This is a genomic window from Microcystis viridis FACHB-1342 (genome assembly GCF_014698335.1).
Classification (GTDB): domain Bacteria; phylum Cyanobacteriota; class Cyanobacteriia; order Cyanobacteriales; family Microcystaceae; genus Microcystis; species Microcystis ichthyoblabe_A.
This window is the reverse complement of sequence record NZ_JACJSV010000009.1, coordinates 43614-66605: the sequence shown is the minus strand read 5'-3', so window position 1 is coordinate 66605 and position 22992 is coordinate 43614. Positions and strand designations below refer to the sequence as shown.

The following is a 22992-nucleotide window of genomic DNA, read 5'->3' as shown; positions in this document are numbered from 1 at the left end:
TTTAGTACGAGTTTACTAAGCGACTAATTTTCCCAAAAAAATTAGTTAACACATTATTGTAACATATAATTAATTTGCAAGAGTTCTAATGTTTTTTTGGATAGAAATCATGAAATCCCCCTCTCGTTTTTTCATCGGGATCGCCGGAACCATAACGGTCGGTTTCCTCGCTACCTCGTCGGTTCAAGCTTCGCCTTTAAATTTACAATTTCTCGGTCAATCGATTGTTCCCACGGGGTTTATTCCCTCAGGCCCAGCGGGAACCGTGAACGGTGTCTCCGTTCCGGTCGGGGGATTATCGGGCATTACCTACGATCCGGCGGGTAATAACTTTTACATCATCTCGGACGATCGCTCTCAGAACGGCCCGGCGCGTTTCTACACCGCAACGATCAATCCGACTCTATTTAATGTTAATGGGACGAATAGCGGCGTTACCTTTACCGGTGTTACCCCACTTTTACAGACTAACGGGCAAACTTTCCCCGCGCTGAGTCTCGATCCAGAAGGGATCGCGCTCGTGGGTTCTAATCTGTATATTTCCTCCGAAGGGGAGGTCTCTAACAATCAGATTCTCAATCCCTTTGTCAATCGATTCGCGCTGGCCAACGGTCAACAGAACGATACTTTACCGATTCCAAACCAGTTTATCCCCGCGCCGAACTCGATTCCCACCACAAGCGGGGTTCGCAATAATCTGGCTCTAGAAAGTCTGACCACCACCCCAGATCAGCGATTCCTGTTCACGGCCTCCGAGAACGCGCTTGTGCAGGATGGGCCGGCTGCGACGCCAACGAACGGTTCTCCCTCACGGATATTGCAGTACGATCTCGCTAATGGACAGCCGATCGCTCAATTCCTCTACAATACCGATCCAATCGCCCTTCCCCCGATTATTCCAAGCCCAGTCGATGTCAACGGACTCGTCGATTTACTGGCACTTGATAATAGTGGCAAACGCTTTCTCTCCCTAGAACGTTCTTTCTCCATAACGACGGGAACACCAGGGAATACGGGCTATACTGTGAAAATCTACGAGGTTTCCCTGGAGGGGGCCACCGATATTAGTGCCTTTCCCAGTATTAATGGGGTTTCGGGTATCGTGGCCGCCCAGAAAACCCTATTATTCGATTTGACCTTGTTAAATATCCCCATCGATAACGTGGAGGGGATTACCTTCGGCCCCTATTTACCGAACGGCAAGCGCTCAATAATTCTCGTCAGCGACAATAACTTTACCCAGTTCCAATTTACTCAATTTCTCGCCTTTAGCGTCGAAACTGTACCCGAACCCTCAACCCTAGCAGGATTGCTGGTGATCGGTTGCGTTGTTATTCTAGTCAAAAAACGGGAAAGCTAAACAAAATCTGGCAACAGCATAGAGATCAGGCTATCTTTGGGGTTGCCGAGCGTTTCGTCAATTGGACAATGGCTCTTCTAGGTTCTGTGTGATAAGTTTAACTTACATGGGATCGATCAATCTTTGTGTTCTTTGTGTCTTTGTGGTTAGTCTAGCCCCTCGCTAGGAGAAATGTATCTTAGAATACATTTTACCCACCAAATCCAAGAGAGCCTAATACCAAATCGGTTTTTAATAATATCATTAACTGCCAATCAAACTTTAAAAACCCAGTTATGGACTGTTTCTCCCTGTCCCAGCGCTCCCCGTTTCCACAAGGACACAAGTTACCTTGTGTCCTTTTTTAGGTTCAAAATCGGAAATTAGGCTAATCCGACTAATTTAGCGCTGTATTCCCACATTTTTTCGCCTCTTTCCTCGTCGCGAGCTTGAGGAGAAACCCTTTGTACAAAAGATTTACCCTCTTTTTTCTGACGGTTGCCCCAACTCCAGTAAGCACCAGATTGACGGTATTGGGGGTCAGCCACCACCATGGCCACTCTTTCCCCAGCTAATTCTTGGGAAACATAGCCACCTGTGATATTTTTCTGGAACCAGGGGAAAAACTGCTGGAAAAAGGGGTAATGATTGCGGAAAAGGGGTGTATCGGCTACACAACCCGGATAGAGGGAAGTAAAAGTGATTCCGGTGGATTCGTGATAGCGTTTGTGCAGTTCCCGCATGGTGAGAACATTACACACCTTACTATCTTTATAGGCTTTGACCGATTCAAATTTTTTGCCGTCGGCCATAGTAATCGGCTCTTTGAAACCCTTGGCAAACCCTTCCAAATCGCCCAAATCGGGACGAGGAGGAATTTTACCGCCTAATTCATCGGGATTATGGGTGACAGTGCCGAGAATGACTAAACGGCGGTCGGGAGAAGGGGAATTTTTTAGATCTTCCAAGAGCAAATTCGAGAGCAGGAAATGACCTAAATGATTGGTGGCCATGCTCAATTCATAACCGTCGGGACTTCTTAAGGGTTCTTTGAGCAAAGGCAGATAGATAGCGGCATTGCAGACTAAAGCGGTTAGAGAGCGGCCCAAGGCCCGGAAATTTTTAACGAAGCGCCGGACGCTATCGAGGGAACCGAGGTCGATAAATTCAATAGAGTAGTTATCCCGGGGAATGTTCAATTCCTTGGCAGCCTGTTCCATTTTCGGGATATCCCGACAGGCCATAACCACAAACCAACCTCTTTGAGCAAGGGATTTAGCGGCGTAGAGACCGACTCCAGAAGTTGTCCCAGTAATGATCACCGTGGGTTTTTGATCTTGTACCATTGTTTGATAGTTTTCGTTAATCGCTCTGGTCTAGGGAATATCCAAGGGATTCCAATCATAAATTTTATCGGTTGTCTTACCTGACCCCCAGGTTCGCTTTACATAACTTCAAATTTTCGTGAGTGTTCACTTATCAGTGATCAGTTATCAGTGATCAGTTATCAGTGATCAGTTATCAGATTTAAGTTTACCGATCTTCCCGCTCCCCACACCCCACACCCCGCTCCCCACTTCCCCAATTAACGAATCGGTTTAGCTAAATCACCGATTTTAAAACCATTACCGGTAATGATACGACCGACGCTAGATTGACCATCAGCTTCGACAATTTCGAGAGTGCCAATCGGTTGAGTAATCTGACGAATAACCTTACCCGTTTGGGGATCCTTGACCGTTTGAGTCGTCCTTTCGATGGAAATGCGTAAACCGACACGATATCCTTCTCCCGTACCTTTATTGAGAATTACCTGATTTCCCGCCACGGCAGCCACTAAAGCGGTGACAGTCGGGAGCGAGCGAGGTGTAGCGGCGATTTGGTCGGCTTTATTATTGAGATTATCCACCACCTGCGCCACTGCCTTATCGGTGGCAATACTGAGTAATTTCCCTTCGTTGGAGGTTTGGGAACCACCCCCAACCCCTAAAACCACGGTTGAACCATCGGATTGATTGGCACTACCATCTCCCTGAGCGGTGGTAATAATTTCGGCCGTGGTGGTATTAATTGCCCGGACATTCAACTTGACAAAAGCATCGGTTTCTGTCTTGGCAGTGCTAAAAATAATAAACGAGCCACCGGATTGTTTTTTTTGTAAATCGAATTGGGTAATCGAACCGATAATCACCACATCTACCCCCAAAATTTGCCCGATTTGAGCAGCGGTAGCGGCATCTACCCGTCCCGAAGCCCCAAAATTTTGTTCTCTGAGGACAGCATCAATGCGACTGCGCTCAATGACTGTATAGCGACCACTTTCTACCAATCTATTGACGAGAATATCACTGACACCACTGGCCCCACCATTGAAAAATGTTAACCATTGGGGATTACTGAGACCGCTATAATCGAAGTCTAAAACCGCTACGCGCACCTTTTCGCTTTTTTGGGCTAAGAGTAGCGGTAAATTGTTAGAGATAGCTTGGGAGAAAGCCGGTGCGTTGAGGCTAAAACCCAAACTAGAAGCGACTCCCACAAGGGTGATTAGGGCAGAAAAACCACGGATACTATCTCGATCGAACATGATAAGGGGTTCTCCAGTCAAATAGAATATAGATCATAATACATCTGAAAATCGCTCTAACTATCGAGAGTGATCAAGAGTGAGAATTTTGAATGGCAGTAATTAAACCTCTCACTTCCTCGGTTCCCTCGGAAGCTTCAAAGGAAGTGGGAAATTTACCCTTAGCAATCATCCGCAATCCCAAGGGGGCAATACTTAATAAACCCTGTAAATCGCGCCAATAATTGCCCAGCACATAGAGGCCGAATTTGCGTTCATCAACCCATCCCCCTGCTTTGACTAATTCCACTAAAACTTTCCGGTGACGAATGGGACGACTACTATCGTCCGACTTGCGAGCGAGTATTTCCTGTTTAATTTTACCGATTTGATCCATGGGGGCCACTTCCATGGGACAAACCGCATTACAGAAATAGCAACGCGTACACCCCCAAACCCCGGCGGTGCCTTGATTATAAAGTTCTAGGCGACCTTCTTGATTACCATCGCGGGAATCTGCTAGGGTGCGCTGCGCTTTTGCTAAAGCGTGGGGACCGACAAAATCAGGATTCACTTGCTTGGCATTACATTCCGAATAACAGGCCCCGCACATAATGCAGTTACCCATCTGATTGAGATTGGCTCTTTCTTCCGGAGTTTGCAGAAATTCTCGTTCGGGAATGGTGCGTGCTTGACTACTAATATAAGGTTCAACCTTTTCTAAATCGTCCCAAAACGGTTGCATATTGACGATTAAATCCCGGATAATTGGTAAATTACCCAGAGGGGCGATCGTGATTTCGGGAATTTCTCCGGCATCTTTTTGGCTACAATGGTTTAATTCACTGGCGATATTTTTTTGACAAGCCAAGGCCGAACGACCGTTAATTTTCATCGCACAGCTGCCACAAATTGTATTGCGGCAATTTTTACGAAAGGCCAAAGTTCCATCAAGTTCCCATTTGATGCGATTAAGGCAGTCGAGAATTGTATTTCCCGCCTCCACCTCTAGGGTAAAATTTTCTAGGTAGGGGGTGTCGTTGGGTCGTTGACGCAGAATTTTAAAAGAAACTTCCATACTCGGCACGGGGATGAGGGACTCCTAATACTCAGGATAATCGATGTTAACGGGCCAAGGGGGAGCTAGTAATGGTAATTAATCCTTAAGATTTTCCCGGGTCGGTTGAGCCAAGGGGTGGGTATCTAGGTCTAATGATAGATGGGGAAGTCGCTCGAAAACAGTTTAATCCCCCCGGATTTACTGCTCTGGGTCATTAGTTTTTTGCCAACTCCAACCACAAGTATAGTTTCTCAATTCCTTGCTAAGTATAGCTTAAACGGTTTTATGTCCTCACTTTCTCCCCCCTGTTTTCCCCGCACCCGACCAAAAATTGCCGGAGTCTTGGCCAAAAATTTCCTCTCCCCCACAAGGTTTATACTTACTACCTAGTCCGGGGTCTTCTTAGCACGATTGTCATCACCGAACCATCAGTTTTAAAAAATTTATTATTCCCCTCTAGACATTTTTGGCAAGATTTTTGGTATGATCAATTTGTCAGTGTAAACTTAATTGACAGTCAGTCAAAAATCAAGGAACATTAAAAAGTACCATGAGTGACATCTCTCCTACTCCCCTAACCGGGAAAGCTCTACTACAAAAAGTCAAAGAGTTATCCCACTTACCCCGTCGCGAAACGGCAAAACGTTGTGGTTACTACTCTCAAAGTAAAGATGGCCAGGTTCGGGTCAATTTAACCGACTTTTACGATGCTGTTTTAGGTGCAAAAGGGGTTCCTCTCGATCCCGAAGGCACTAAAGATGGCCGCGGCCGCGAACCCACTTTCCGGGTTAGTGTCCATAAAAATGGTCAAATCGTCATCGGTTCCACCTATACCGAACAAATGAACTTGCAGCCCGGCGATGAGTTTGAAATCAAACTTGGCTACAAGCACATCCACCTCAAACAAACGGAATCAGAAGAACCGGTAGAAGCTTAAATAGGTTACGGAGTAGGGATAAGGACAAAAAAAATCGGCAGTCAAAAGGGCTAGTTTTGACAAGACCGACTAAGAAGACAATATAGATTCTTACCCCTAATTCTAACCCCTGACCGCCTCTTTTATCAACTTGAGGGGTTTTCTTTAAGCACTTTTTCTTCTTTTTCGCAACCCCCTAGGGATGGATTTTTGTTGGAGCTAGGCTTTACCAGAGCAGAGTTCCACAGTTATCCTATGCCTAGGGGGTTTGTTTTATGGGTGTTAGGAGACAGGAGACTCCGAGTTAGTATTCAGGAGATTATTTTTGTGGTTCTTCGGTTTGTCTTATGCAATGGACGGGGTTATAAGGAATGAAACCTTTATAGAGACAGACATTGCCGCAATTTTTGTCAATTGTTTGCGATCTGGAGCGAACTAATCAATTAAATCTCTTGCCAGATAAGGATTGAGTCGATTTATGCCCCCCTATCGAACCATACCAAGTCCCGAAGAGCCATTTTTGTTTATTCTTCCCACACCCCACACCCTACACCCCACTTCTCTGACACCTAATTGACAATGAACATGGCTGCCTTAATAAAAATTATTATTTTCCTGTTAGCCTGGTTAATTCTCTGGCTGCCGATTGCCATTAGTTTAGGGAGTCGTTTGGGATGGCAACCGCTGCAAGGGACAAAACCTGACCAGAAATTGCCCCTGGTGGCCTCTCTTTACGCCTTGGCTCCCTTAGTTATCTGGGGATTATTGAAGATAGAGGGGAGCAGCCTCCATAATTACGGATTAATTTCGTCATTTTCCCTATTTATCTCCCTAACCAAAGGATTAATCTTGGCAGTGGTGGGATTAGGGATAATTTTTTTTCTGGAGGGGATTTTGGCCTGGGTACATTGGCAGCCCAAAAACCTAACTCGTGCTTTTGCCTTGAGTTTACCCCTGTTGATAGTGGCTCTCTGGGTGGGTATTACCGAGGAATTAATCTTTAGGGGCATCTTTTTGAGCCAATTAAGCCAAGAATACGGTTTTTGGGTGGCGGGAGCCATTTCTAGCCTAATTTTTGCCCTGCTGCACTTGCTTTGGGAACGTCAGCAAACGCTGCCGCAACTACCCGGTTTATTTCTGATGGGGATGGTTCTGGTCTGGGCGCGGGCGATCGATCATGGTAGTTTAGGATTAGCTTGGGGACTTCATAGCGGTTGGGTGTGGGGATTAGCTTTGCTAGACAGTGCCGAATTGATGTCTTACAGCGATTCTGGGTTAGTTTGGGTTAAAGGTATCTATAACCAACCTTTAGCGGGTTTAGCGGGTATTCTTTGCCTCTTGGGGACAGCTTGGGGGTTAAACCTGCTTCAGTAACCAAAAGCCGGTAAAAGTGCGACCAGAATCATCCGGTTGTATGAGAAGAAAGTGTAAACCTTGGCTTTCCTCTTTGGTTGCCTGATAAACATTGGCTGCCAGGGCCACTTCTTCATCCTCGTAGGTTAGGAAAATCCAGCGTTCATTTAGACCCGATTCCAAGACTAAACCGCCCGATCGCCCCGTTTCTGTGGGAATATGATCGATAAATACCGGGTTAATTTCCTCTAACCAACGAGCGATCGCCAGAGATTTTTTACCACCGGTAATAACCACACCGGGGATCATGAGAGTGGAGGCTAAACCCAATTTTAAAGGAGAAAAGGCCTCTGGTAGGGAAAGAATCGGTATTCTGCGATCGCCAAAAAAGTTAACTAAATCAACGGCGGGAAAACGAGCAAAACGCCACTCTTGACCTAAAAATCGGTCTGGTAGGGGTTGCGGTGGAGGAGAGTCGATATTGATGGGGATTTGCCGTAATTCTAGCTGTTTTTTCAGAGCGTTAACGTGACGGGTTAACTCAATTTTGATCTGTAAATTCTGACCAGCGAGGAGAAATAAATTGGCGCATTGGGGGCGAAAAACTTGGATAATTTCTGGGGGGGAGACTTGACAAGCTTGCTCTAACTGTTGGGTTAACCAGTCGCTATTAGCTTGGGATTGGGGACAGGAATTTTCATAAATAAGATGACCGAGAGGATCGGAAATTAACAATTGCCAGACTGTGCCAAGAGGGGAAGAAGATGAAGATTTATAAAAATCCGCTTGCCAAATAGTCATAATTCAGTCAAAAGCCACCAGTAAAAAGTCAAAAAATGGTCAGGAGTAGAGGTCAACTAAAAATTTTACCTTACCAAGACTTTAAAAATCTAGGAGCGAGACAAAAAAGGCTATATACTAGGGAAAGCTATAGCAAAACATATCGAGACAATGGAAGAAAATTGGCTAGAAATTGGGACAATAGTAGCACCCCAGGGACTGGAGGGAGAATTGCGAGTTTTATCGGTATCAGATTTTCCCGAACGTTTTCAGAAGCGAGGTATTAGGGGAATACAAGGGACCCAAGGGGGAGAAATCCGAGAAATTACGCTGCTCAGGGGACGTGAGCTACCGGGCAAAAATGTTTATGTTATCAAGTTAGAGGGGGTTGAAAATCGGGAACAGGCCCAAGCTTTGCGCGGATATAAATTATGGGCGAATAAACTGGAAAAACCTCGCCTAAAAGCGGATGAATATCATGTTAGTGAGCTAGTAAACTTGGAGGTTTATCATCACCTGACAGGAGAAAAAATCGGGGTTGTAGTAGATATTTTGTGGGCGGGTAATGACATTTTAGCAGTGCAACTAGAAGCAAATCTCGCCTCTGTCAAGAAAAAAAGCCCTTCCTCCGACTCAAAAGCCACGGCCCTGGTTCCCTTTGTCAAAGAAATTGTTCCACTGGTGGATCTGAAAGCGGCACGCATCGAGATTGCGCCACCACCGGGGTTATTAGAGATCAATTGGTCATAGACTTATTACTGAACTTCCCCCATACATATCTACTATAATAGCCTAAAACCTTTATCCATCAATGGATACACCCATTAACTTTTCTTGATGGAGCCATGTAATTTGTAACATTTATTAATGGACAAGAATTCTCTCCATTTGCTAGAATAGAGGTCATGTATATAGAAAAAGTTCCTAATCGTAATTACCCTCCCGCTGTTCTTCGACCAGATTCCTATCAAGAAGGAGATCAAGTCAAAAAAAAAACCCTGGCCAACGGCTCGACTGAGCTCACCGAACACCCTCTCAAAATTACCCGATGATATTATCGACAATAGATATCTTCAAAAATTATAACCCAATCACAGCTTGCTTTTAGCTTGTGTACTAACTGACTATTTATATGGCTGAAATGTATATCTATCGTTGCTAATTCAATTGCACTGAAAAAATATGAGACAATTAAAATCATTTTTACTTGGTTAGATTCCTTAACTAGAAAAACTTTTAGTATTAAGATAATATTATGGATAGGTCTGATCTGAAACTGGCTCTCAAAGGGGCAAGACTGTCAATGAGTGAAGACATTACCGCTCATTTTAAAGTGATTAGAAGTCTTCGTTTGTGCTATCATTTAGATGACTTAATTTTTCGTTCCACTAAAGTTAAAGCCAAAACCTGTAAATGCCATCATAACACCTGTAACCGACTAAGATTAAGAATTAAAAACCTAGTTGATGAACTACATCACAAAGTAGCTAGATTCTTAGTAGAAAACTTCGATGGGATTTTATTGCCGACATTTGAAGTATCAGAAATGGTCTTAAGGTCTGGAAGAAAAATCCAATCAAAGTCTGTTAGACAGATGTTAACTTGGTCACAGTATCAGTTTAAAATATTCTTAAGATCTAAGGCATTTGAGTACGAAAAAACCGTTATAAATTGTTGTGAAGCTTATAGGTCAAAGACAGGTAGCCGGACTGGTGAATTAATCGATAATTTGGGTGGAAAAAAAGTAATTAAATCAGAAATTGATGGGCGACAAATGGACAGGTATCCTAAGGGAGTACGGGGGTTCTTCCTTCTTGCTCTGGTAGATACACCCTCGTTCAAAGACTCTTTGAGCGTGCATTGTTAACCCATTAACAGAAATGTTAAGCTGTTCCTAATTCAAATTGCTTGTTGAAACGAGGCAAGAGGCAAAAGTAAAGGGATTGGGGGAAATTCGGCTAATCCAAGAATAAGCGATTAAAATACGTCTCAGCTTAATCAATGTTAGCAAAAAAGTATCGGTATAAACAGAAATTATGTATAGTCTTGACGTTAATTTTCTTAAAGATCGCCATCTTAACCAAACAGCCTCTAACTTCGAGGTTTCCACCGTTATTGACCGAAGTAAACAAATACCCCTGTTCATCGGTGTGGGAGTTGGGGCCGGATTATTGGCACTGACGGGATTACTCGGTTTAGCCGTCGGTTGGAAAACTGGCGAAGCTCAGGCCAAAATTCAGCAATTGGACGGGGAATTAGGTCAAGTACAAGTCCAAAGTAAAAAACTAGAAGACATCAGAGGGGAACTAAAGGCGGTAGAAGCAGAAAATCAAGCTCTGGTGGGTGTATTCAATCAGATTAGTCCTTGGTCAGCCATTCTCCAAGAAATTCGCCAACAAACTCCTCCTAGGGTGCAGTTAAATAGTGTGCAACAGGTGGAGGTTCCCGCGAACCTCAATCAAGGGCAACCCAATTCGGCTACGCGCTTAAAAATCAGTGGTTTTGCCAGTAATTACGAAGCAGTCAATGATTATCTCTTAACTCTACAAGCTTCTCCTTTTTTGCAGGGTAAGCAAACGGTGATCGAAAGTGCTGCCCTGGCCGATTTACCCGTAGAGGTGGACAATCAGTATAAAAATATTAATATTACTTTCCCCCAAGTGGTTCAATTTGTGATCACCGCCCAATTAAGTGATACTCCCACCACTCAACAACTGCCCAATCTGGTCAGGAATGGAGCGATCGGAGTTATCACTAGGATTAATACTCTCAAAAGCCAAGGAGCCATTCAACCATGACCTTTAACGAAGAATTTGAGAAGCTGACATTAGAGGAATTTCAGGAGTATCCTATCGCTTTCGGGATAAATTTTACTCCCCGTAATAGTGGCATCGCTGCCGCTATGCTAGGTTTACTTGGCTCCCTCTATCTGCTTTTTAACTGGGTGATGCCCGCTTATGATACCTTGCAGCAACTGCAAACCGATGCCGCCGACAAACAACAACTGCTAGATCAACAAAAAAGCCGTCTCGAATTTTCAGAATTCCAAAAAATCGAGAGTCAGTTACAACAACAAAAAGCTATGAAACAGCAAATACTCTCGCTTTTTGCTAGAGAAAGGGACTTAAGCACTATTCTCTTAGATGTTAGTAATATCTTTAAGTCTGGCGATGTTAAGCTGGTTAGTTTTCAACCCCAAGGACTAGAACCGGTGGTAGTCTCCGATGGTTCCCTCGGTAGTGAGGTTAATAATAAGCTCAAACGTCAAACTTTTAACGTCAAGATTCAAGGAAACTATGTTAACACTCAAGAGGTTATTCGGGATTTAGAAAGATTACAGCCGCTCATTTTGCTCAACAGTCTCAATACCCAGATGGAAAAGCAAGGATCGACGTTTAAAGTAGTTAGTACTGGCAACAATAAGGCCACTATCGTTCTCCAAGGCGATCGACCCGTGACCACGACTTTTCTTCTCAATGTAATTATTCCTCTCAGTGCCGCCGAATTAGCCAAGTTAGCACCACCCCCACCTCCTGAAGGTCAACCCCCCGCCGAAGGTCAACCCTCCGCCAGTCCGCGCCAATAATAGTCTTCAATCCGGTGTGAGTATTGCGTTTTTTGTCCGTTGAATCCCGTAATCGTTGAGGAGTGAAGTTAAAGTGAATCCGTCCCGTTATGCCCTGTTTATCCCCCCAATTGCCTCGTTTTTATTGATGGCTCCCCTGAGCGTCTTGGCCGAAACCGCCATTTCCTTCCATGGTTCAGAGTTAAAATCTGCTACATCAAAAATTGAATTTTCGCAAGAGTTTAGTCAAGAAACTTTACAAAAATCGCTAAATCAGCTTGTCCCTTCCAGCGCGGCCGTAGAAAAGGAAATCAGCGATCGCATTTTAGACAGTGAAAAACTACTTGCCCAAAGTGTGCCCCTTGTCCCCAATCCGGAAATTATCATTCAAGGCATACCTCAAGCCCCCGGCGCTCCCACCCTACCCCGGGCCGTCGCCCCACCAGTGGGAGATATTGCCATCTCTAATATCGATGCTAGTGCCGAAAAGATCAAATTTGATCGCAATATCACCGTACCTCGTGTTTTACTGCGGGAAGCTTCCGCTAGAGAAGTGTTAATGACCCTTGCTAACATTGCCGGTTATAACGTCGTTTTCACCAGCGCCCAGGGGGAAGCTAACGCCACTTCTCAGACAGTTTCCTTGGAATTTACTAACGAATCGGTGGAAAACATTTTTAACGCCGTGTTGTTAGTTTCTGGACTCCAGGCCAACCGTCAGGGTAAGACCATCTTTGTCGGGGCGCAATTACCCCAGGGCGCTCGTAATCTGATTAGCCGCACCCTGCGTCTCAACCAAGTGAAAGCCGTCAATGCTGCTACTTTCCTCGCCACCCAAGGGGCAGAATACCAGCGTTTAGTTACCCAAACCGAAGATATCGTCGATCCCCTCACCCAACGGGTAATCGGTCGCCGGGATGTTCCTCCCACCCTAGAGCCACTGAAACCCCAAAACACAGAAGGCTCAAAAGCTGCCCTACTTTTAACCGGTTTAAGAATTGCCGCCGACGAGCGCCTTAATTCTATCAATTTAATCGGCGAACCCCGACAAGTCCAGATCGCCACCTCCTTATTAACCCAACTGGATGCCCGTCGTCGTCAGGTAGTGGTTAATGTCAAAGTTATCGATGTCAACCTGCTCAATACAGACCGTTTTAACAGTAGTTTTTCCTTCGGTTTTAACGATGGTTTCTTTGTTCAAGATAACGGGGCGGCAGTACTGAACTTTGGCAATATCAACCCACCCACTAGCTCGACTGTAGGCAGACCGGGGGCTTTTGCACAGCCTGTTGTGCCGATTTTCGATATCATATCGGGGAGTACAAACGCGGACCAGGAAATAGCACCTTTTTTTGATGTTCAGAATGGCGCTTCCTTTGGCCGTGTTAACCAGGGACCGAATGACTTTGTAGGTGGCACAACACCCTATGCTCGTCCCAGTTTTGGTCGCACTGTTAACCCCTTCCAACCCGGTTTGAGTGATGTTAATATTGACCCAGAGACGGGAATAATAGAGTATGAATACGAACCCCCGACCCTATTTCAATATCCCCAAAGATTCCTGATGACCCTGCAAGCCTCAATTCAGACAGGAAATGCCAAGATTCTCACCGATCCCTCGCTGGTGGTGCAGGAAGGTCAACAGGCAGTGGTGAAACTAACCGAGAAAGTGCTGGTCAGTGTTACAACAACAATTGATACCAATAGCAATGGCAATGTGAGAACTACAACTCCTGTGTTTGGTGATGCTGGACTGACCTTAACCGTCGATGTGAATCAAATTGATGATAATGGTTACATCAGTTTAAATGTTGCGCCTACAATTGCCCAACCAGGTCCCCAGATTCCATTTAATAGCGGTGGGGCGACAATCAACCAATTGACTCCTTTGATTACCCGGGAATTATTATCGGGTTTAATTCGTCTCCGGGATGGACAGAGTTTAATTCTTTCCGGGATTATACAAGAGCGCCAACAAAGTTCTGAGACAAAAGTGCCGATTTTAGGGGATATTCCTATTTTAGGGGCTTTATTCCGCAGTCGTACCAATCAGAATAGTCGCTCGGAGGTGATTATTCTCCTCACTCCCAAAATCATCGAAGATACGGCCACCTCTACCCTCGGTATCAACTATCAACCGGGCCAAGATGCGGCGGAAGTGTTGCAGCGTCAAGGTTTCCCCGTACAACCACGACAGTGATCAGCTTTTTTCAGTAATCAGTAATCAGCTTCTGAAGCTTTTGCCTCTTGCATGAGTGCCTCTCCTGATAACTAGCCTATACTCAAAGGGGCTCTCCCAGGTTTGGTGGGTAAAATGTATTCTAAGATACAGTCTTGCGGGCGAGGGAGTGGAAGGAACCACTCCAGACACAGAGGACACAAAGATCGATCGCTACTATATAAGTTAAACTTATCACACAAAGTCGAGAAGAGCCAAGGATTTAGTCTAATAATAAGATGGAGCCGAATTCGCTGGTCTAAATATTCCTTTATCAGTTAAAAAAGCGAATAGCAACAGTCACCTATTTTAGGGTTTACTAACCGCCGATTCTAACATAGTGATTGTTCCCCGATTAGCATCAAATTCTACTGCAATACCGATGGGAATAGTTTCAATAATTTCTAAATGTCCGATAGTTAATCCTAGACAAGCGGGAATTTTTAAGGGTTGGATATATTCTCTGATTACTTCTTCTAAAGTTAAGGAACCATACTCACTATTGGCACTACAATTGCTACATTGACCGAAGATAAATCCAGCTAAATTATCGAAAATTCCCGCTAATTTTAATTGATTTAACAGTCGATCAATTTCATAAACATCTTCACCAATATCTTCCAAAAATAGGATAGCTCCGGTAAAATCTGGTAGATAGGGAGAGCCAACTATTGAGGCTAAAGTGGTTAAATTACCACCGATTAATTGACCTTTTGCTTGACCTTTAGTAATAGTTTGAATGCGGTTTTTTACCTGCATTAAACGATTAGCATCATCGGGATCGGGAAGATTTCTAAAAGTTAACTTTTCCCCAGAAAATAAAACTTGTCGAAAGCTTTCAGTTTGAGCAGTGCGCCAACTAGAAAAGCCATTGGGAGCATGGAAAGTAACTAAACCAGTTTTGGCATAAATAGCCAATAATAAGGAAGTTATATCACTAAAACCACAGATGATTTTCGGATGACGACGAATTAAATCGTAGTCGAGATAAGGTAATAAACGAGCGCTGCCCCAACCGCCGCGAATTGGTAAAATTAAGGCAATATTATCATCAGCAAAAAATCGATTTATATCCGATGCTCGCTCCCTATCTTTACCAGCTAAATAACCATAACGATTTAAAGCGTGTTGACCAACTTTTGGGACTAATTTTAAAGCTTTAACAGCCTCAATGACTATATTCAAGTCATCTTCTTTAAAAGTTGCCCCCGCCGGACTAATAATACCCACTCCATCCCCCGGTTGTAGATGTGGCGGTTTAATTAGAGGAAAATTATTACTAACAACTTTTCTAGGAATTAGGGAAAAACTAAGAGCAGTTAGGGCAGTAGTAGTGAGAAATTGACGGCGCTTCATCCTGATAGTTTTTAGAGAAATTGCCAGGGAAATAAGAATTTAAGTAGGTAGGCGTTAAAAATTATCAGAAGCTCCCCTTATTAAGGGGGGATTAAGGGAGGATCGAGGGAAAAAAATTTTTCACAATTACCCCGGCTAAGAGGACAATTAATGTCCAAACCTGATATTTTTGGTTTCCTTCTAATGAGTTTAGTCGATTTTCTATTCCCTCAACTTTTCCCGTTAACACCGCTTGTCCTACCTTTAAATCCCTCATATCTTTTTGTAACGAATCGATTTTTCCCTCAATCCGCATCAAGATAGTTTCTAGGGAATAAGTAACCGTTTCCTGAGATTGATTCATTTGTTCAAGACTTTTTAGTTAATTGTTGCCCTAGAAAAGCCATTATGCTTCCGATTTTGCCATATCGCGAATGATATCGCCGCGAGTGACAATACCAATTACTTTGTGGGTTTCTTCCTCAATCACCGGTAAACGACGCACATGACGATCATACATTAACGAGGCCGCTTCTTTCAAAGGGCGATCAGCCGTGATACTAATAGGTTTATCGGTCATTACTTCCCCCACGGTTTGACCGAGAGCTTTATGGAGTAATTTCTCGTGACGGCTAGGATTTTGTAGATAGATGACGCTATCGAGGAGCATAATGTAAGGAGGAGCTTCTACTCCCGTTTCCTGCCACATAAGGTCAGTTTCGGAGATAACCCCAATCAGTCGTATATTGTCATCCACCACGGGTAAACCACTAAACCGCTTTTCGGCCAAAATCTTCACTGCTTCAGACAGAGAAGTGTTAGCGGTGACGGTGATGGGATTGGGAGTCATGATATCGGCAACTGTTTTCGTCATCTTAGGGACTCGCGATAATAATGCTTTCTCTCTCTATCTTATCATTAGGGTAATCAGTCGCCGCTTAATTATGACTATTCTTCAATCTTCGGCTGAGAAAATGGTATAACATAAAAAGGAAATGGGATATTAATTTAGTTAGTTGACAAGGAAAAAGAAAAATGATCGCTCAACCTCAATACCCAGAAAGAATGACCCCGGAAGAGTATCTAGAATGGGAAGCTACACAGGAATTGCGCCATGAATACATTGATGGGGAAATTATCGCCATGACTGGGGGTAGTCTGCCCCATAATGATATTACCTTGAATTTTTACACTGCTTTAAGACTTCATCTCCGTCCGCGAGGCTGTCGAGTCAATGTATCTGATGCGAAAGTACAAGCTAATAATAGTCGTTATTTTTATCCCGATTTGGTGATTAGTTGCGATTTTAGGGATAGAGAATCTCGTAATTTTATTCAACATCCACAAGTGATTATTGAAGTGCTTTCCCCCAGCACAGGAAACTATGATCGCACTAAAAAGTTACAATATTATCGTCAGATTCCTAGTTTACAAGAATACGTTTTAGTCGATCCTGAATCGATCAGTGTTGAGGTTTATCGTCGCGGTGAAGATAAAATTTGGTTTTACTGCGCTTATAGTCAAGGGGAAGAAATTATTCTATCTAGTCTCGATTTTCACTGTGCGATCGAGTTAATCTATGAAGGGATAAGTTTCGATTAAAGAAAGTTTACAAACAGGTCAAACCTTCCTAGAATTAAAATAAATACGTCCCGATTGTTTCGATAAATTCTATGTTACCGCCCCTATTAGTTCTTGATCCCTTGTTAGAAAACTGGTTACGAGAAGATCTCGGTAGAGGCGATCGCACCACCCAAGCAATTTTCTTCGGTCATGCTAAAATCGGTCAAGCCACTTGGATTGCCAAGGAAGCGGGAGTTATTGCCGGTTTACCCGTAGCTGAAAGAGTTTTTCAACTACTTAACCCCACTATTCACTTTACCCCCACCGTTGCCGAGGGGGAATTCTGCCCCAAATCTAAAGTTATTGCCGAGATAGAGGGTTCCTTCGATGCGCTGTTAATCGGGGAAAGAGTCGCTTTAAATCTTGCCATGCGCTTGAGTGGGATTGCTAGTGAAACTCGCAAATATGTGGAGAAAATTGCCGATTTATCGACAAGATTGGTGGATACTCGCAAAACTACCCCCGGATTGCGAATTTTAGAAAAATATGCCTCCGGTATCGGTGGCGCTATTAACCATCGTTTGGGGTTAGATGATGCAATTATGATTAAAGATAATCATATTCAAGCAGCCGGCAGCATCGAGGAAGCAGTGCTTCGTGTACGGCAAAATATGCCCTATCCTCTCACAATTGAGGTGGAAACCAGTCAATTAGAAGAAGTGAATCAAGCTCTGCAGCAGCAGGTAGAGATCATTATGTTAGATAATATGGATTTAGAGATGATGCAAACTGCTGTGGAGATGATCCGCAATTTTAATAGTAAAACCAAAATAGAAGCATCGGGAAATATTACCCTCGATCGCATTCGCAACGTGGCCGAAACAGGAGTAGATTATATTTCCACTAGCGCCCCAGTTACCCGTTCTACTTGGTTAGATATTAGTATGAAAATTGATTAAAAGGCTATATCAGTTATCAGTTATCAGTTGTCAGTTATCAGTTTTGATCACTGACTCCTATCTATTGTAACCTCGATCGCATCGCCAATATTTAAGTGTAATTGCTTTTGGGCGCTGCCACTATTGACGGCAATTTCTAACCCCCCGTGACTACCGATAAAAGCGACTATTTCCCCCGAAGGAACATCACTGTAGGTGTTTTTTGTGGGGATAATTTTTGGACCCAACTGCACTGACCAATTTTTTCCTTCTAGGAGATAATCGGGAATATTACTGATTAAATTGCCGAAAATGTCAATATATTGGATTTGTCCCCTCATTTTATCTTCCTCGATTTGCGGAACAGCGATCGCTAACTGTTGCAAGCTATCGGGATCAATAATCTCACCTAATATTTCTAGGGGTACTCCCTGGGCCAAATAAGCGGCCACAGCAGCAAAAATATCACGACCGTGAAAAGTAGTGCTAGGGTTAGGGGTGCGCCAATAGGAAGAATTATTGAGATTAACGGCAGATATAGCGGGAGATTGGCTTAAAATGCCACTAAATAAACCATTATCTGGCCCGACTAAATAACCACCAGCAAAACGAATCCCTACCCCGCGTCTTTTGCTTCCCACCCCCGGATCTATAACTGCCAGATGAATAGTGCCTTGGGGAAAATATTGATAGGCATTCAGGAGGATAAAACGACCAGCGTAGAGGTCTTGGGGCGAAATTTGATGATTCAGATCGATCGTGCGAGCATGGGGGGCAATTCCTGCGATTACTCCCTTGATAATGCCCACATAACCGTCCTGTAGTCCAAAATCGCTAGTAAGGGTTATTAGTGCCTGTTCCTTCATCGACTTGTCCCTAGGTTGGCCAACAGCGTTAATAAATCTTAATGGGAAATTCAGTAGCTAAAGATACATTTTACCAAGGAGAATGTTATGATTTAGATATAAGGTAAGTTAAGTCGCTCAAAAGTCTGTCCATCATGAACAAAAATCGTCAGCAAGTCCTAACACAGGCCACCGTCGCTCATAGAGAAACACTCCGCAGAAATTTGCAACACCGACTGGAAGTAGCTAGAGCGCAGGGAAATGAAGCTTTAGTGCGTCAATTAGAAGCAGAGGCGGCCTATTTGCACCTTCGTTAGATTTAATCGGTGTTTAGTCATAGTCTAGTTGTCGGTATGTAGTGATCGGTATGCCGATCACTTTTTTTTGGGCGAATTTTTTTTAATTGCTGATATCCTAACTGGCAATCCCTAAAATAGAAGGAACAGCAATTTAGAGATCAAATAATTATGGCTTTTTTCCGACAATATATCGCCCCGCTCCTGACTATCTTAGTGTTTTTAGTGGCTCTGGTTGCCACTGGCATCCGGATTTTTTTGCCGGCAGATTTAGCGGCACCCGCTCCGATCGAGCCATCCCTGGGCATAATTTTCTCTTATCCTTGGCATGGCTAACCTTCCCGAAGATTATCGGCTGCGACTGGGCAAAATGGGCGATCGCTATCTACTCATTAATTTTCTCACCCGCAGCTATCAAGAATTTTTTCCCGAACAAAAAAACCTCTCCCATCTAGCTGATACAGTCAGACAGTTTTTTTGCCTTGATACTCCTCTGTGGATCGTCGAAGGACAACAAACGGCGATCGCTTGTCTCTGGATGGGGAGCGCCGTCGATCAGGTGACAGGCGATCGCTATGGTCATATTTTCCTAATTTACGTCGATCCCCAGCATCGTCGCCAAGGTATCGCCAGCGCACTAATCGATCGAGCTAAGGATTGGGCAAAAAGTCGCGGACAAACCCGCATCGGTTTACAGGTCTTCATCAATAACGACAATGCTCTCAATCTCTACCAAAATCTCGGCTTTCAAACTCGCTCTTTGCTGATGTGGAAAAATATTTAGAAACTTTTAGGAGCTGGTCGTCAGGAGACAGGATTCAGGAGACAGGAGACAGGAGATTATTTTATTTATTCTCCCCACACCCCACACCCCACACCCTGGCCCTAGGAAAAACTTTTTGCCGCAAACCCTAATTATTGTCGATCAAGCGACAAAGGTTAAAATTTGGGAAACACTGCAATACACTGGCAGTCAACGTGGTAAAAACACGCTATTTTAGTAACCTATACTAATCGCGCTTTAGGAGTAAGCAGTTTTCATGGACTCCCTGACAACCCTCCAATGTCAAAACCTAACTTGTCTATCCTCGAACGCTCTCACTAATAGATTCTGTGAAAAATGCGGTACTCCTTTAGTTAAGCGCTATTTATGGATGATGGGTGATTGGGTGAGAACCTATTATCGTGTTGGTGAGCTAATTGATAATCGTTATTTGGTCAAACAACCACAAATTGTTCTTGATACTAAACCCGCTCAAGCACCCCAAGCACCGGAAGAACCTCCTAGCTGGCTCTCCCTCTACCTAAAATTGTTACCATTTCATCTCCATATTCCCCAAGTCTATGGCTATATTCCCAGTCCCGACGAACGCTTAAATATGGACATCTGGCTGTTAGAATACGGCACTATTCCCCTCGATGAAACGGGAGAATTAATTTATCCACAACTATTGCCCACTCTGGCCGAGGTTTGGTCGCAAGCTTCCGATTTAAGGCAAATTCACTGGTTATGGCAAATGGCCAAACTCTGGCATCCCCTCCAGAAAAAAGCTGTGGTTTCTAGTCTGCTTAACCCTTCGCTGACGAGAGTGAATAATCAGCTGCTGCAATTGCTAGAATTAAGCAAAGACGAGGCTGCCGCTCCCAATTTCAAAGATTTAGGGGCCTTCTGGTCCAGTCTGATCCCGACGGCAGCCGCTAATATTCAAGATTTTCTCGCATCCCTAACCCAAGAACTAGAATCCGGTGATCTCGATCGCCCAGAATCCCTGATCGCTATTCTCGATTATGCCCTACAGCACTACGGTGCAGGTCAAGAGCGCAGCTATGAGATTTTCACCTGCACCGATACCGGTCCGATGCGGGAACACAACGAGGATGGCTGTTATCCCCCAGCTAATCAGGCCATAACCCTGTCTAATGGTCAAAATCCCCTGGCGATTGTCTGTGATGGCATCGGCGGTCAGGAAGGGGGCGAAATCGCTTCTCAATTGGCGATCGAAACCCTGCCTAGGGAAATTAATCCCAGTCCCACCACTGATATGGAAGTCTATCCCGATAGTTACAGTCTTGTCCTCGAACAGGCGATTCGTGTCACCAATGATCTGATCAGTCAACGCAACGATCAGGAGTCAAGACAAGACCGCCGGCGCATGGGTACGACTCTAGTTATGGCCTTTGGCCATGCTCAGGAAATGTACGTTGCCCATGTGGGGGATTCCCGTATCTATTGGATTACCCCCCAGGGTTGTCATCAAGTGACGGTAGATGATGATCTCGCTTCTAGGGAAGTGAAATTAGGCTATCTCCTCTATCGTGATGCCATACAGTATCCCAACGCGGGGGCCTTGGTGCAAGCTTTGGGCATGAGTAGCGCCACTAATCTCCATCCCACTGTTCAGAGGTTGATTGTTGATCAAGATTGTGTTTTTCTCCTCTGTTCCGATGGTTTAAGTGATTATGATCGGGTAGAACAATACTGGGACAGTGAAATTCTGCCTCTTTTGCGAGGAGAGAAAACCGTGACGGCCGTGGGGGAAAGTTTATTACAACTAGCTAACCAGAAAAACGGTCACGATAACTCCACCATCGCCCTAGTTTATTGTCGGGTAGTTCCTGCGGCTGAAACTGTCAGGCCTTTAATTTATGCTGAGGCCAAAGAACGAATTATTCCCCATCTTAATGACCAAGATTTTGATCACAACGGGGACACCGACCCCGGAGAAGAAGTGGTGACGGCAATACCCACTCCCTCCCCTGCATCTTCTTCGGTTTCTAGTCGTACTTTTCCCCCCGCGCTCACTAGCGTTTCACCCCCGATGGTGGCGATCGCCGTCGGTGTTCTCGGTTTGCTGGCTGCGATCGCTTGGCAATTCTTGGGTCGTCATCCCGCTCCCAATCCATCGATTTCTCCCGCACCCGTCACCAGTCCCACGACCGGGACGACACCTCCCGCACCTGTCACCAGTCCGAGTCCCACGACCGGGACGACACCTTCCGCACCCGTCACCAGTCCGAGTCCCCCCAATGCTTCCCCTAACTAGGGTTTGCGGCAAAAAGTTGTTCGTGGGAACAGGGTGTGGGGTTTTACCTGAAGATTAATCGGCTTGTCGGGGGTTGCCTGAGCGAGTTAAGATAAAATGCCTGATTAACTGCCGAGTCTATCCTATGGTTGATGCTGCGACGTTCTCCTCCGACACCTCCGCGATCATTGATGCCTTTGAAACGCCTCTAGAGTTTAACTTTCAACTGCCGGATCCCGAAGATGAAACTATCCAAGATCATGACTTTCAGCAGCAACTGGATTCTTTTTGGAAAGTTTGCGATCGCTTTGATTTGCAAACAGAAATCTGGCGGGGGCGAATTTTGCGAGCTATTCGCGACCGGGAGAAGCAAGGCGGTGATAGTCGCGGTACGGGCTTTTTAAACTGGTTAAAACAGCGAGAAATCACTAAAAGTCAAGCTTATGCTCTGATTCAATTGGCTAATAGTGCCGATACTCTCCTAGCAGAAGGACAACTGGATCCCGATAGTATCAATAATTTTAGTAAACGCGCCTTCGTAGAAACGGCCAAATCTGCCCCCGAAATTCAAAAATTAGTCAGTGATGCGGCCCGACAAGGGGAGAGAATTACTCGTCGGGAGGTGAAACAATTGGCCGATGAATGGACGGCGATGAGTTCAGACTTACTACCCGATGAAGTGAAGGAAAAAGCCAGCGATGGCAGTTTACCGGCGCGTCATCTCGCTCCCCTAGTGAAAGAATTAGAAAAGTTACCCGATACTCATATCGACACTCTCCGTCAAGAAATCGCCGCTAATCCCGATGTGGACACGGTAAAATTAATCACCTCGGAAGCACGCAGTTTAGCCAAATATCTCGACGCGGCGGCCCAAGTACAAACTCTCCGACGGGGTAATTTAGATATTGAAATGGCTCTAGAAGAAGCTTTGCGCGTCGATTGTCTAAATACGGCGGCGGATCTGGTTAAACAAGCCACACAATTAGAGCAGGCTGTGGCTAAACTTTATACTACTTGGAAACGTTTGGGTAGTTTGTCCGATCGCCTCTATGTGGATACAGGAGCAAGTAATCCCCATCTGCGATCGATGTTAACCTGTTTAGAAAGTTTAACCAGTGAAGTGATCGAAGTAGAACTGGATGAGGGTGGGCAAAAAACGGTACGTTTACGCATTATCAGCGATGGGGGAAGTTAG

The 22992-nt window shown here is 44.6% G+C and carries 23 protein-coding genes; 15 read left to right on the top strand and 8 right to left on the bottom strand.

Going from position 1 to position 22992, the window contains the following annotated elements; translation table 11 throughout:
* Window positions 1-88 precede the first annotated feature (88 nt).
* On the top strand, window positions 89-1360 hold the full coding sequence (locus H6G40_RS05250) for an esterase-like activity of phytase family protein (RefSeq protein ID WP_069474961.1): 1272 nt from the start codon (window positions 89-91) through the stop codon (window positions 1358-1360).
* A gap of 362 nt (window positions 1361-1722) precedes the next feature.
* On the opposite strand, the gene H6G40_RS05245 is transcribed toward H6G40_RS05250, so the two are convergent.
* The 3 genes from H6G40_RS05245 to H6G40_RS05235 all read right to left on the bottom strand — a co-directional run bounded on the left by H6G40_RS05245 (window position 1723) and on the right by H6G40_RS05235 (window position 4983).
* Entirely contained in the window at window positions 1723-2685 is a 963-nt protein-coding gene (locus tag H6G40_RS05245) for a protochlorophyllide reductase (protein ID WP_002734294.1), read from the bottom strand.
* 239 nt (window positions 2686-2924) lie between these two features.
* Window positions 2925-3926, bottom strand: coding sequence for a CsgG/HfaB family protein (locus tag H6G40_RS05240; RefSeq protein WP_069474962.1), 1002 nt, complete (start codon window positions 3924-3926; stop codon window positions 2925-2927).
* A gap of 73 nt (window positions 3927-3999) precedes the next feature.
* Window positions 4000-4983 carry a succinate dehydrogenase/fumarate reductase iron-sulfur subunit gene (locus H6G40_RS05235; protein ID WP_069474963.1) on the bottom strand — a complete coding sequence of 328 codons (984 nt, stop codon included), beginning with the start codon at window positions 4981-4983 and terminating at the stop codon, window positions 4000-4002.
* A gap of 532 nt (window positions 4984-5515) precedes the next feature.
* On the opposite strand from H6G40_RS05235, the gene H6G40_RS05230 reads away from it, so the two are divergent.
* Together H6G40_RS05230 and H6G40_RS05225 are read left to right on the top strand one after the other, a co-directional pair.
* Window positions 5516-5902, top strand: coding sequence for an AbrB family transcriptional regulator (locus H6G40_RS05230; protein ID WP_002734386.1), 387 nt, complete (start codon window positions 5516-5518; stop codon window positions 5900-5902).
* 558 nt (window positions 5903-6460) lie between these two features.
* Complete coding sequence (locus H6G40_RS05225; RefSeq protein WP_042790405.1) at window positions 6461-7255, top strand: CPBP family intramembrane glutamic endopeptidase; 795 nt, start codon at window positions 6461-6463, stop codon at window positions 7253-7255.
* On the opposite strand, the gene H6G40_RS05220 is transcribed toward H6G40_RS05225, so the two are convergent.
* Window positions 7238-8035 carry a Tab2/Atab2 family RNA-binding protein gene (locus H6G40_RS05220; protein ID WP_123230499.1) on the bottom strand — a complete coding sequence of 266 codons (798 nt, stop codon included), beginning with the start codon at window positions 8033-8035 and terminating at the stop codon, window positions 7238-7240. The genes H6G40_RS05225 and H6G40_RS05220 overlap by 18 nt on opposite strands.
* A 150-nt stretch (window positions 8036-8185) precedes the next feature.
* Here H6G40_RS05220 and rimM point away from each other — a divergent pair, with 150 nt between their 5' ends.
* The 5 genes from rimM (at window position 8186) to H6G40_RS05195 (ending at window position 13779) form a co-directional block, all read left to right on the top strand.
* The gene (gene rimM / locus H6G40_RS05215) at window positions 8186-8764 is read left to right on the top strand and encodes a ribosome maturation factor RimM (protein WP_002734345.1); all 579 of its coding nucleotides are present in this window, start codon (window positions 8186-8188) and stop codon (window positions 8762-8764) included.
* Window positions 8765-9317: 553 nt separating this feature from the next.
* Entirely contained in the window at window positions 9318-9881 is a 564-nt protein-coding gene (locus H6G40_RS05210) for a transposase (protein ID WP_242028713.1), read from the top strand.
* A 169-nt stretch (window positions 9882-10050) separates the two neighbouring features.
* Window positions 10051-10812 carry a PilN domain-containing protein gene (locus tag H6G40_RS05205; RefSeq protein ID WP_002733761.1) on the top strand — a complete coding sequence of 254 codons (762 nt, stop codon included), beginning with the start codon at window positions 10051-10053 and terminating at the stop codon, window positions 10810-10812.
* On the top strand, window positions 10809-11600 hold the full coding sequence (locus H6G40_RS05200) for a hypothetical protein (RefSeq protein ID WP_002734484.1): 792 nt from the start codon (window positions 10809-10811) through the stop codon (window positions 11598-11600). The genes H6G40_RS05205 and H6G40_RS05200 overlap by 4 nt, the downstream gene beginning before the upstream one ends.
* 73 nt (window positions 11601-11673) lie before the next feature.
* Window positions 11674-13779 (top strand): secretin N-terminal domain-containing protein, encoded by a 2106-nt coding sequence (locus tag H6G40_RS05195; protein ID WP_002732522.1) that lies wholly within the window; start codon window positions 11674-11676, stop codon window positions 13777-13779.
* A 327-nt stretch (window positions 13780-14106) separates the two neighbouring features.
* On the opposite strand, the gene H6G40_RS05190 is transcribed toward H6G40_RS05195, so the two are convergent.
* The 3 genes from H6G40_RS05190 to H6G40_RS05180 form a co-directional block, all read right to left on the bottom strand.
* Complete coding sequence (locus H6G40_RS05190; RefSeq protein WP_190537363.1) at window positions 14107-15153, bottom strand: S66 peptidase family protein; 1047 nt, start codon at window positions 15151-15153, stop codon at window positions 14107-14109.
* Window positions 15154-15244: 91 nt separating this feature from the next.
* Window positions 15245-15496 (bottom strand): hemolysin XhlA family protein, encoded by a 252-nt coding sequence (locus H6G40_RS05185; protein ID WP_069474967.1) that lies wholly within the window; start codon window positions 15494-15496, stop codon window positions 15245-15247.
* A gap of 42 nt (window positions 15497-15538) precedes the next feature.
* Window positions 15539-16006 carry a CBS domain-containing protein gene (locus tag H6G40_RS05180; RefSeq protein WP_002750505.1) on the bottom strand — a complete coding sequence of 156 codons (468 nt, stop codon included), beginning with the start codon at window positions 16004-16006 and terminating at the stop codon, window positions 15539-15541.
* A gap of 161 nt (window positions 16007-16167) precedes the next feature.
* Here H6G40_RS05180 and H6G40_RS05175 point away from each other — a divergent pair, with 161 nt between their 5' ends.
* Together H6G40_RS05175 and nadC are read left to right on the top strand one after the other, a co-directional pair.
* Complete coding sequence (locus tag H6G40_RS05175) at window positions 16168-16734, top strand: Uma2 family endonuclease (RefSeq protein WP_002750507.1); 567 nt, start codon at window positions 16168-16170, stop codon at window positions 16732-16734.
* Between the two features lie 71 nt (window positions 16735-16805).
* Window positions 16806-17654, top strand: a complete 849-nt coding sequence (nadC, locus tag H6G40_RS05170) for a carboxylating nicotinate-nucleotide diphosphorylase (RefSeq protein WP_002731530.1) — start codon at window positions 16806-16808, stop codon at window positions 17652-17654.
* 47 nt (window positions 17655-17701) lie between these two features.
* Here the strand turns inward: nadC and H6G40_RS05165 are convergent, their stop codons facing one another.
* Window positions 17702-18499: an SAM hydrolase/SAM-dependent halogenase family protein gene (locus tag H6G40_RS05165; protein WP_123230502.1), complete on the bottom strand. Its 798-nt coding sequence runs from the start codon at window positions 18497-18499 to the stop codon at window positions 17702-17704.
* Window positions 18500-18633: 134 nt separating this feature from the next.
* Between H6G40_RS05165 and pirA the strand changes: the two genes are divergently transcribed.
* The 5 genes from pirA to H6G40_RS05140 all read left to right on the top strand — a co-directional run bounded on the left by pirA (window position 18634) and on the right by H6G40_RS05140 (window position 22992).
* Window positions 18634-18795 carry an arginine synthesis PII-interacting regulator PirA gene (pirA, locus tag H6G40_RS05160; protein ID WP_002733724.1) on the top strand — a complete coding sequence of 54 codons (162 nt, stop codon included), beginning with the start codon at window positions 18634-18636 and terminating at the stop codon, window positions 18793-18795.
* Between the two features lie 150 nt (window positions 18796-18945).
* On the top strand, window positions 18946-19110 hold the full coding sequence (locus H6G40_RS05155; RefSeq protein WP_002732944.1) for a hypothetical protein: 165 nt from the start codon (window positions 18946-18948) through the stop codon (window positions 19108-19110).
* The gene (locus tag H6G40_RS05150) at window positions 19103-19558 is read left to right on the top strand and encodes a GNAT family N-acetyltransferase (protein ID WP_002732819.1); all 456 of its coding nucleotides are present in this window, start codon (window positions 19103-19105) and stop codon (window positions 19556-19558) included. The genes H6G40_RS05155 and H6G40_RS05150 overlap by 8 nt, the downstream gene beginning before the upstream one ends.
* 256 nt (window positions 19559-19814) lie before the next feature.
* Entirely contained in the window at window positions 19815-21818 is a 2004-nt protein-coding gene (locus H6G40_RS05145) for a PP2C family protein-serine/threonine phosphatase (protein ID WP_190537361.1), read from the top strand.
* Window positions 21819-21942: 124 nt separating this feature from the next.
* Window positions 21943-22992, top strand: a complete 1050-nt coding sequence (locus H6G40_RS05140) for a hypothetical protein (RefSeq protein WP_002734161.1) — start codon at window positions 21943-21945, stop codon at window positions 22990-22992.

What these genes read in the sequence shown, in the direction of transcription:
- H6G40_RS05250 (WP_069474961.1), top strand. Translation starts at nt 89, where the DNA reads ATGTTTTTTTGGATAGAAATCATGAAATCCCCCTCTCGTTTTTTCATC.
- H6G40_RS05245 (WP_002734294.1), bottom strand. Translation starts at nt 2,685, where the DNA reads ATGGTACAAGATCAAAAACCCACGGTGATCATTACTGGGACAACTTCT.
- H6G40_RS05240 (WP_069474962.1), bottom strand. Translation starts at nt 3,926, where the DNA reads ATGTTCGATCGAGATAGTATCCGTGGTTTTTCTGCCCTAATCACCCTT.
- H6G40_RS05235 (WP_069474963.1), bottom strand. Translation starts at nt 4,983, where the DNA reads ATGGAAGTTTCTTTTAAAATTCTGCGTCAACGACCCAACGACACCCCC.
- H6G40_RS05230 (WP_002734386.1), top strand. Translation starts at nt 5,516, where the DNA reads ATGAGTGACATCTCTCCTACTCCCCTAACCGGGAAAGCTCTACTACAA.
- H6G40_RS05225 (WP_042790405.1), top strand. Translation starts at nt 6,461, where the DNA reads ATGAACATGGCTGCCTTAATAAAAATTATTATTTTCCTGTTAGCCTGG.
- H6G40_RS05220 (WP_123230499.1), bottom strand. Translation starts at nt 8,035, where the DNA reads ATGACTATTTGGCAAGCGGATTTTTATAAATCTTCATCTTCTTCCCCT.
- rimM (WP_002734345.1), top strand. Translation starts at nt 8,186, where the DNA reads ATGGAAGAAAATTGGCTAGAAATTGGGACAATAGTAGCACCCCAGGGA.
- H6G40_RS05210 (WP_242028713.1), top strand. Translation starts at nt 9,318, where the DNA reads ATGAGTGAAGACATTACCGCTCATTTTAAAGTGATTAGAAGTCTTCGT.
- H6G40_RS05205 (WP_002733761.1), top strand. Translation starts at nt 10,051, where the DNA reads ATGTATAGTCTTGACGTTAATTTTCTTAAAGATCGCCATCTTAACCAA.
- H6G40_RS05200 (WP_002734484.1), top strand. Translation starts at nt 10,809, where the DNA reads ATGACCTTTAACGAAGAATTTGAGAAGCTGACATTAGAGGAATTTCAG.
- H6G40_RS05190 (WP_190537363.1), bottom strand. Translation starts at nt 15,153, where the DNA reads ATGAAGCGCCGTCAATTTCTCACTACTACTGCCCTAACTGCTCTTAGT.
- H6G40_RS05185 (WP_069474967.1), bottom strand. Translation starts at nt 15,496, where the DNA reads ATGAATCAATCTCAGGAAACGGTTACTTATTCCCTAGAAACTATCTTG.
- H6G40_RS05180 (WP_002750505.1), bottom strand. Translation starts at nt 16,006, where the DNA reads ATGACGAAAACAGTTGCCGATATCATGACTCCCAATCCCATCACCGTC.
- H6G40_RS05175 (WP_002750507.1), top strand. Translation starts at nt 16,168, where the DNA reads ATGATCGCTCAACCTCAATACCCAGAAAGAATGACCCCGGAAGAGTAT.
- nadC (WP_002731530.1), top strand. Translation starts at nt 16,806, where the DNA reads ATGTTACCGCCCCTATTAGTTCTTGATCCCTTGTTAGAAAACTGGTTA.
- H6G40_RS05165 (WP_123230502.1), bottom strand. Translation starts at nt 18,499, where the DNA reads ATGAAGGAACAGGCACTAATAACCCTTACTAGCGATTTTGGACTACAG.
- pirA (WP_002733724.1), top strand. Translation starts at nt 18,634, where the DNA reads ATGAACAAAAATCGTCAGCAAGTCCTAACACAGGCCACCGTCGCTCAT.
- H6G40_RS05155 (WP_002732944.1), top strand. Translation starts at nt 18,946, where the DNA reads ATGGCTTTTTTCCGACAATATATCGCCCCGCTCCTGACTATCTTAGTG.
- H6G40_RS05150 (WP_002732819.1), top strand. Translation starts at nt 19,103, where the DNA reads ATGGCTAACCTTCCCGAAGATTATCGGCTGCGACTGGGCAAAATGGGC.
- H6G40_RS05145 (WP_190537361.1), top strand. Translation starts at nt 19,815, where the DNA reads ATGGACTCCCTGACAACCCTCCAATGTCAAAACCTAACTTGTCTATCC.
- H6G40_RS05140 (WP_002734161.1), top strand. Translation starts at nt 21,943, where the DNA reads ATGGTTGATGCTGCGACGTTCTCCTCCGACACCTCCGCGATCATTGAT.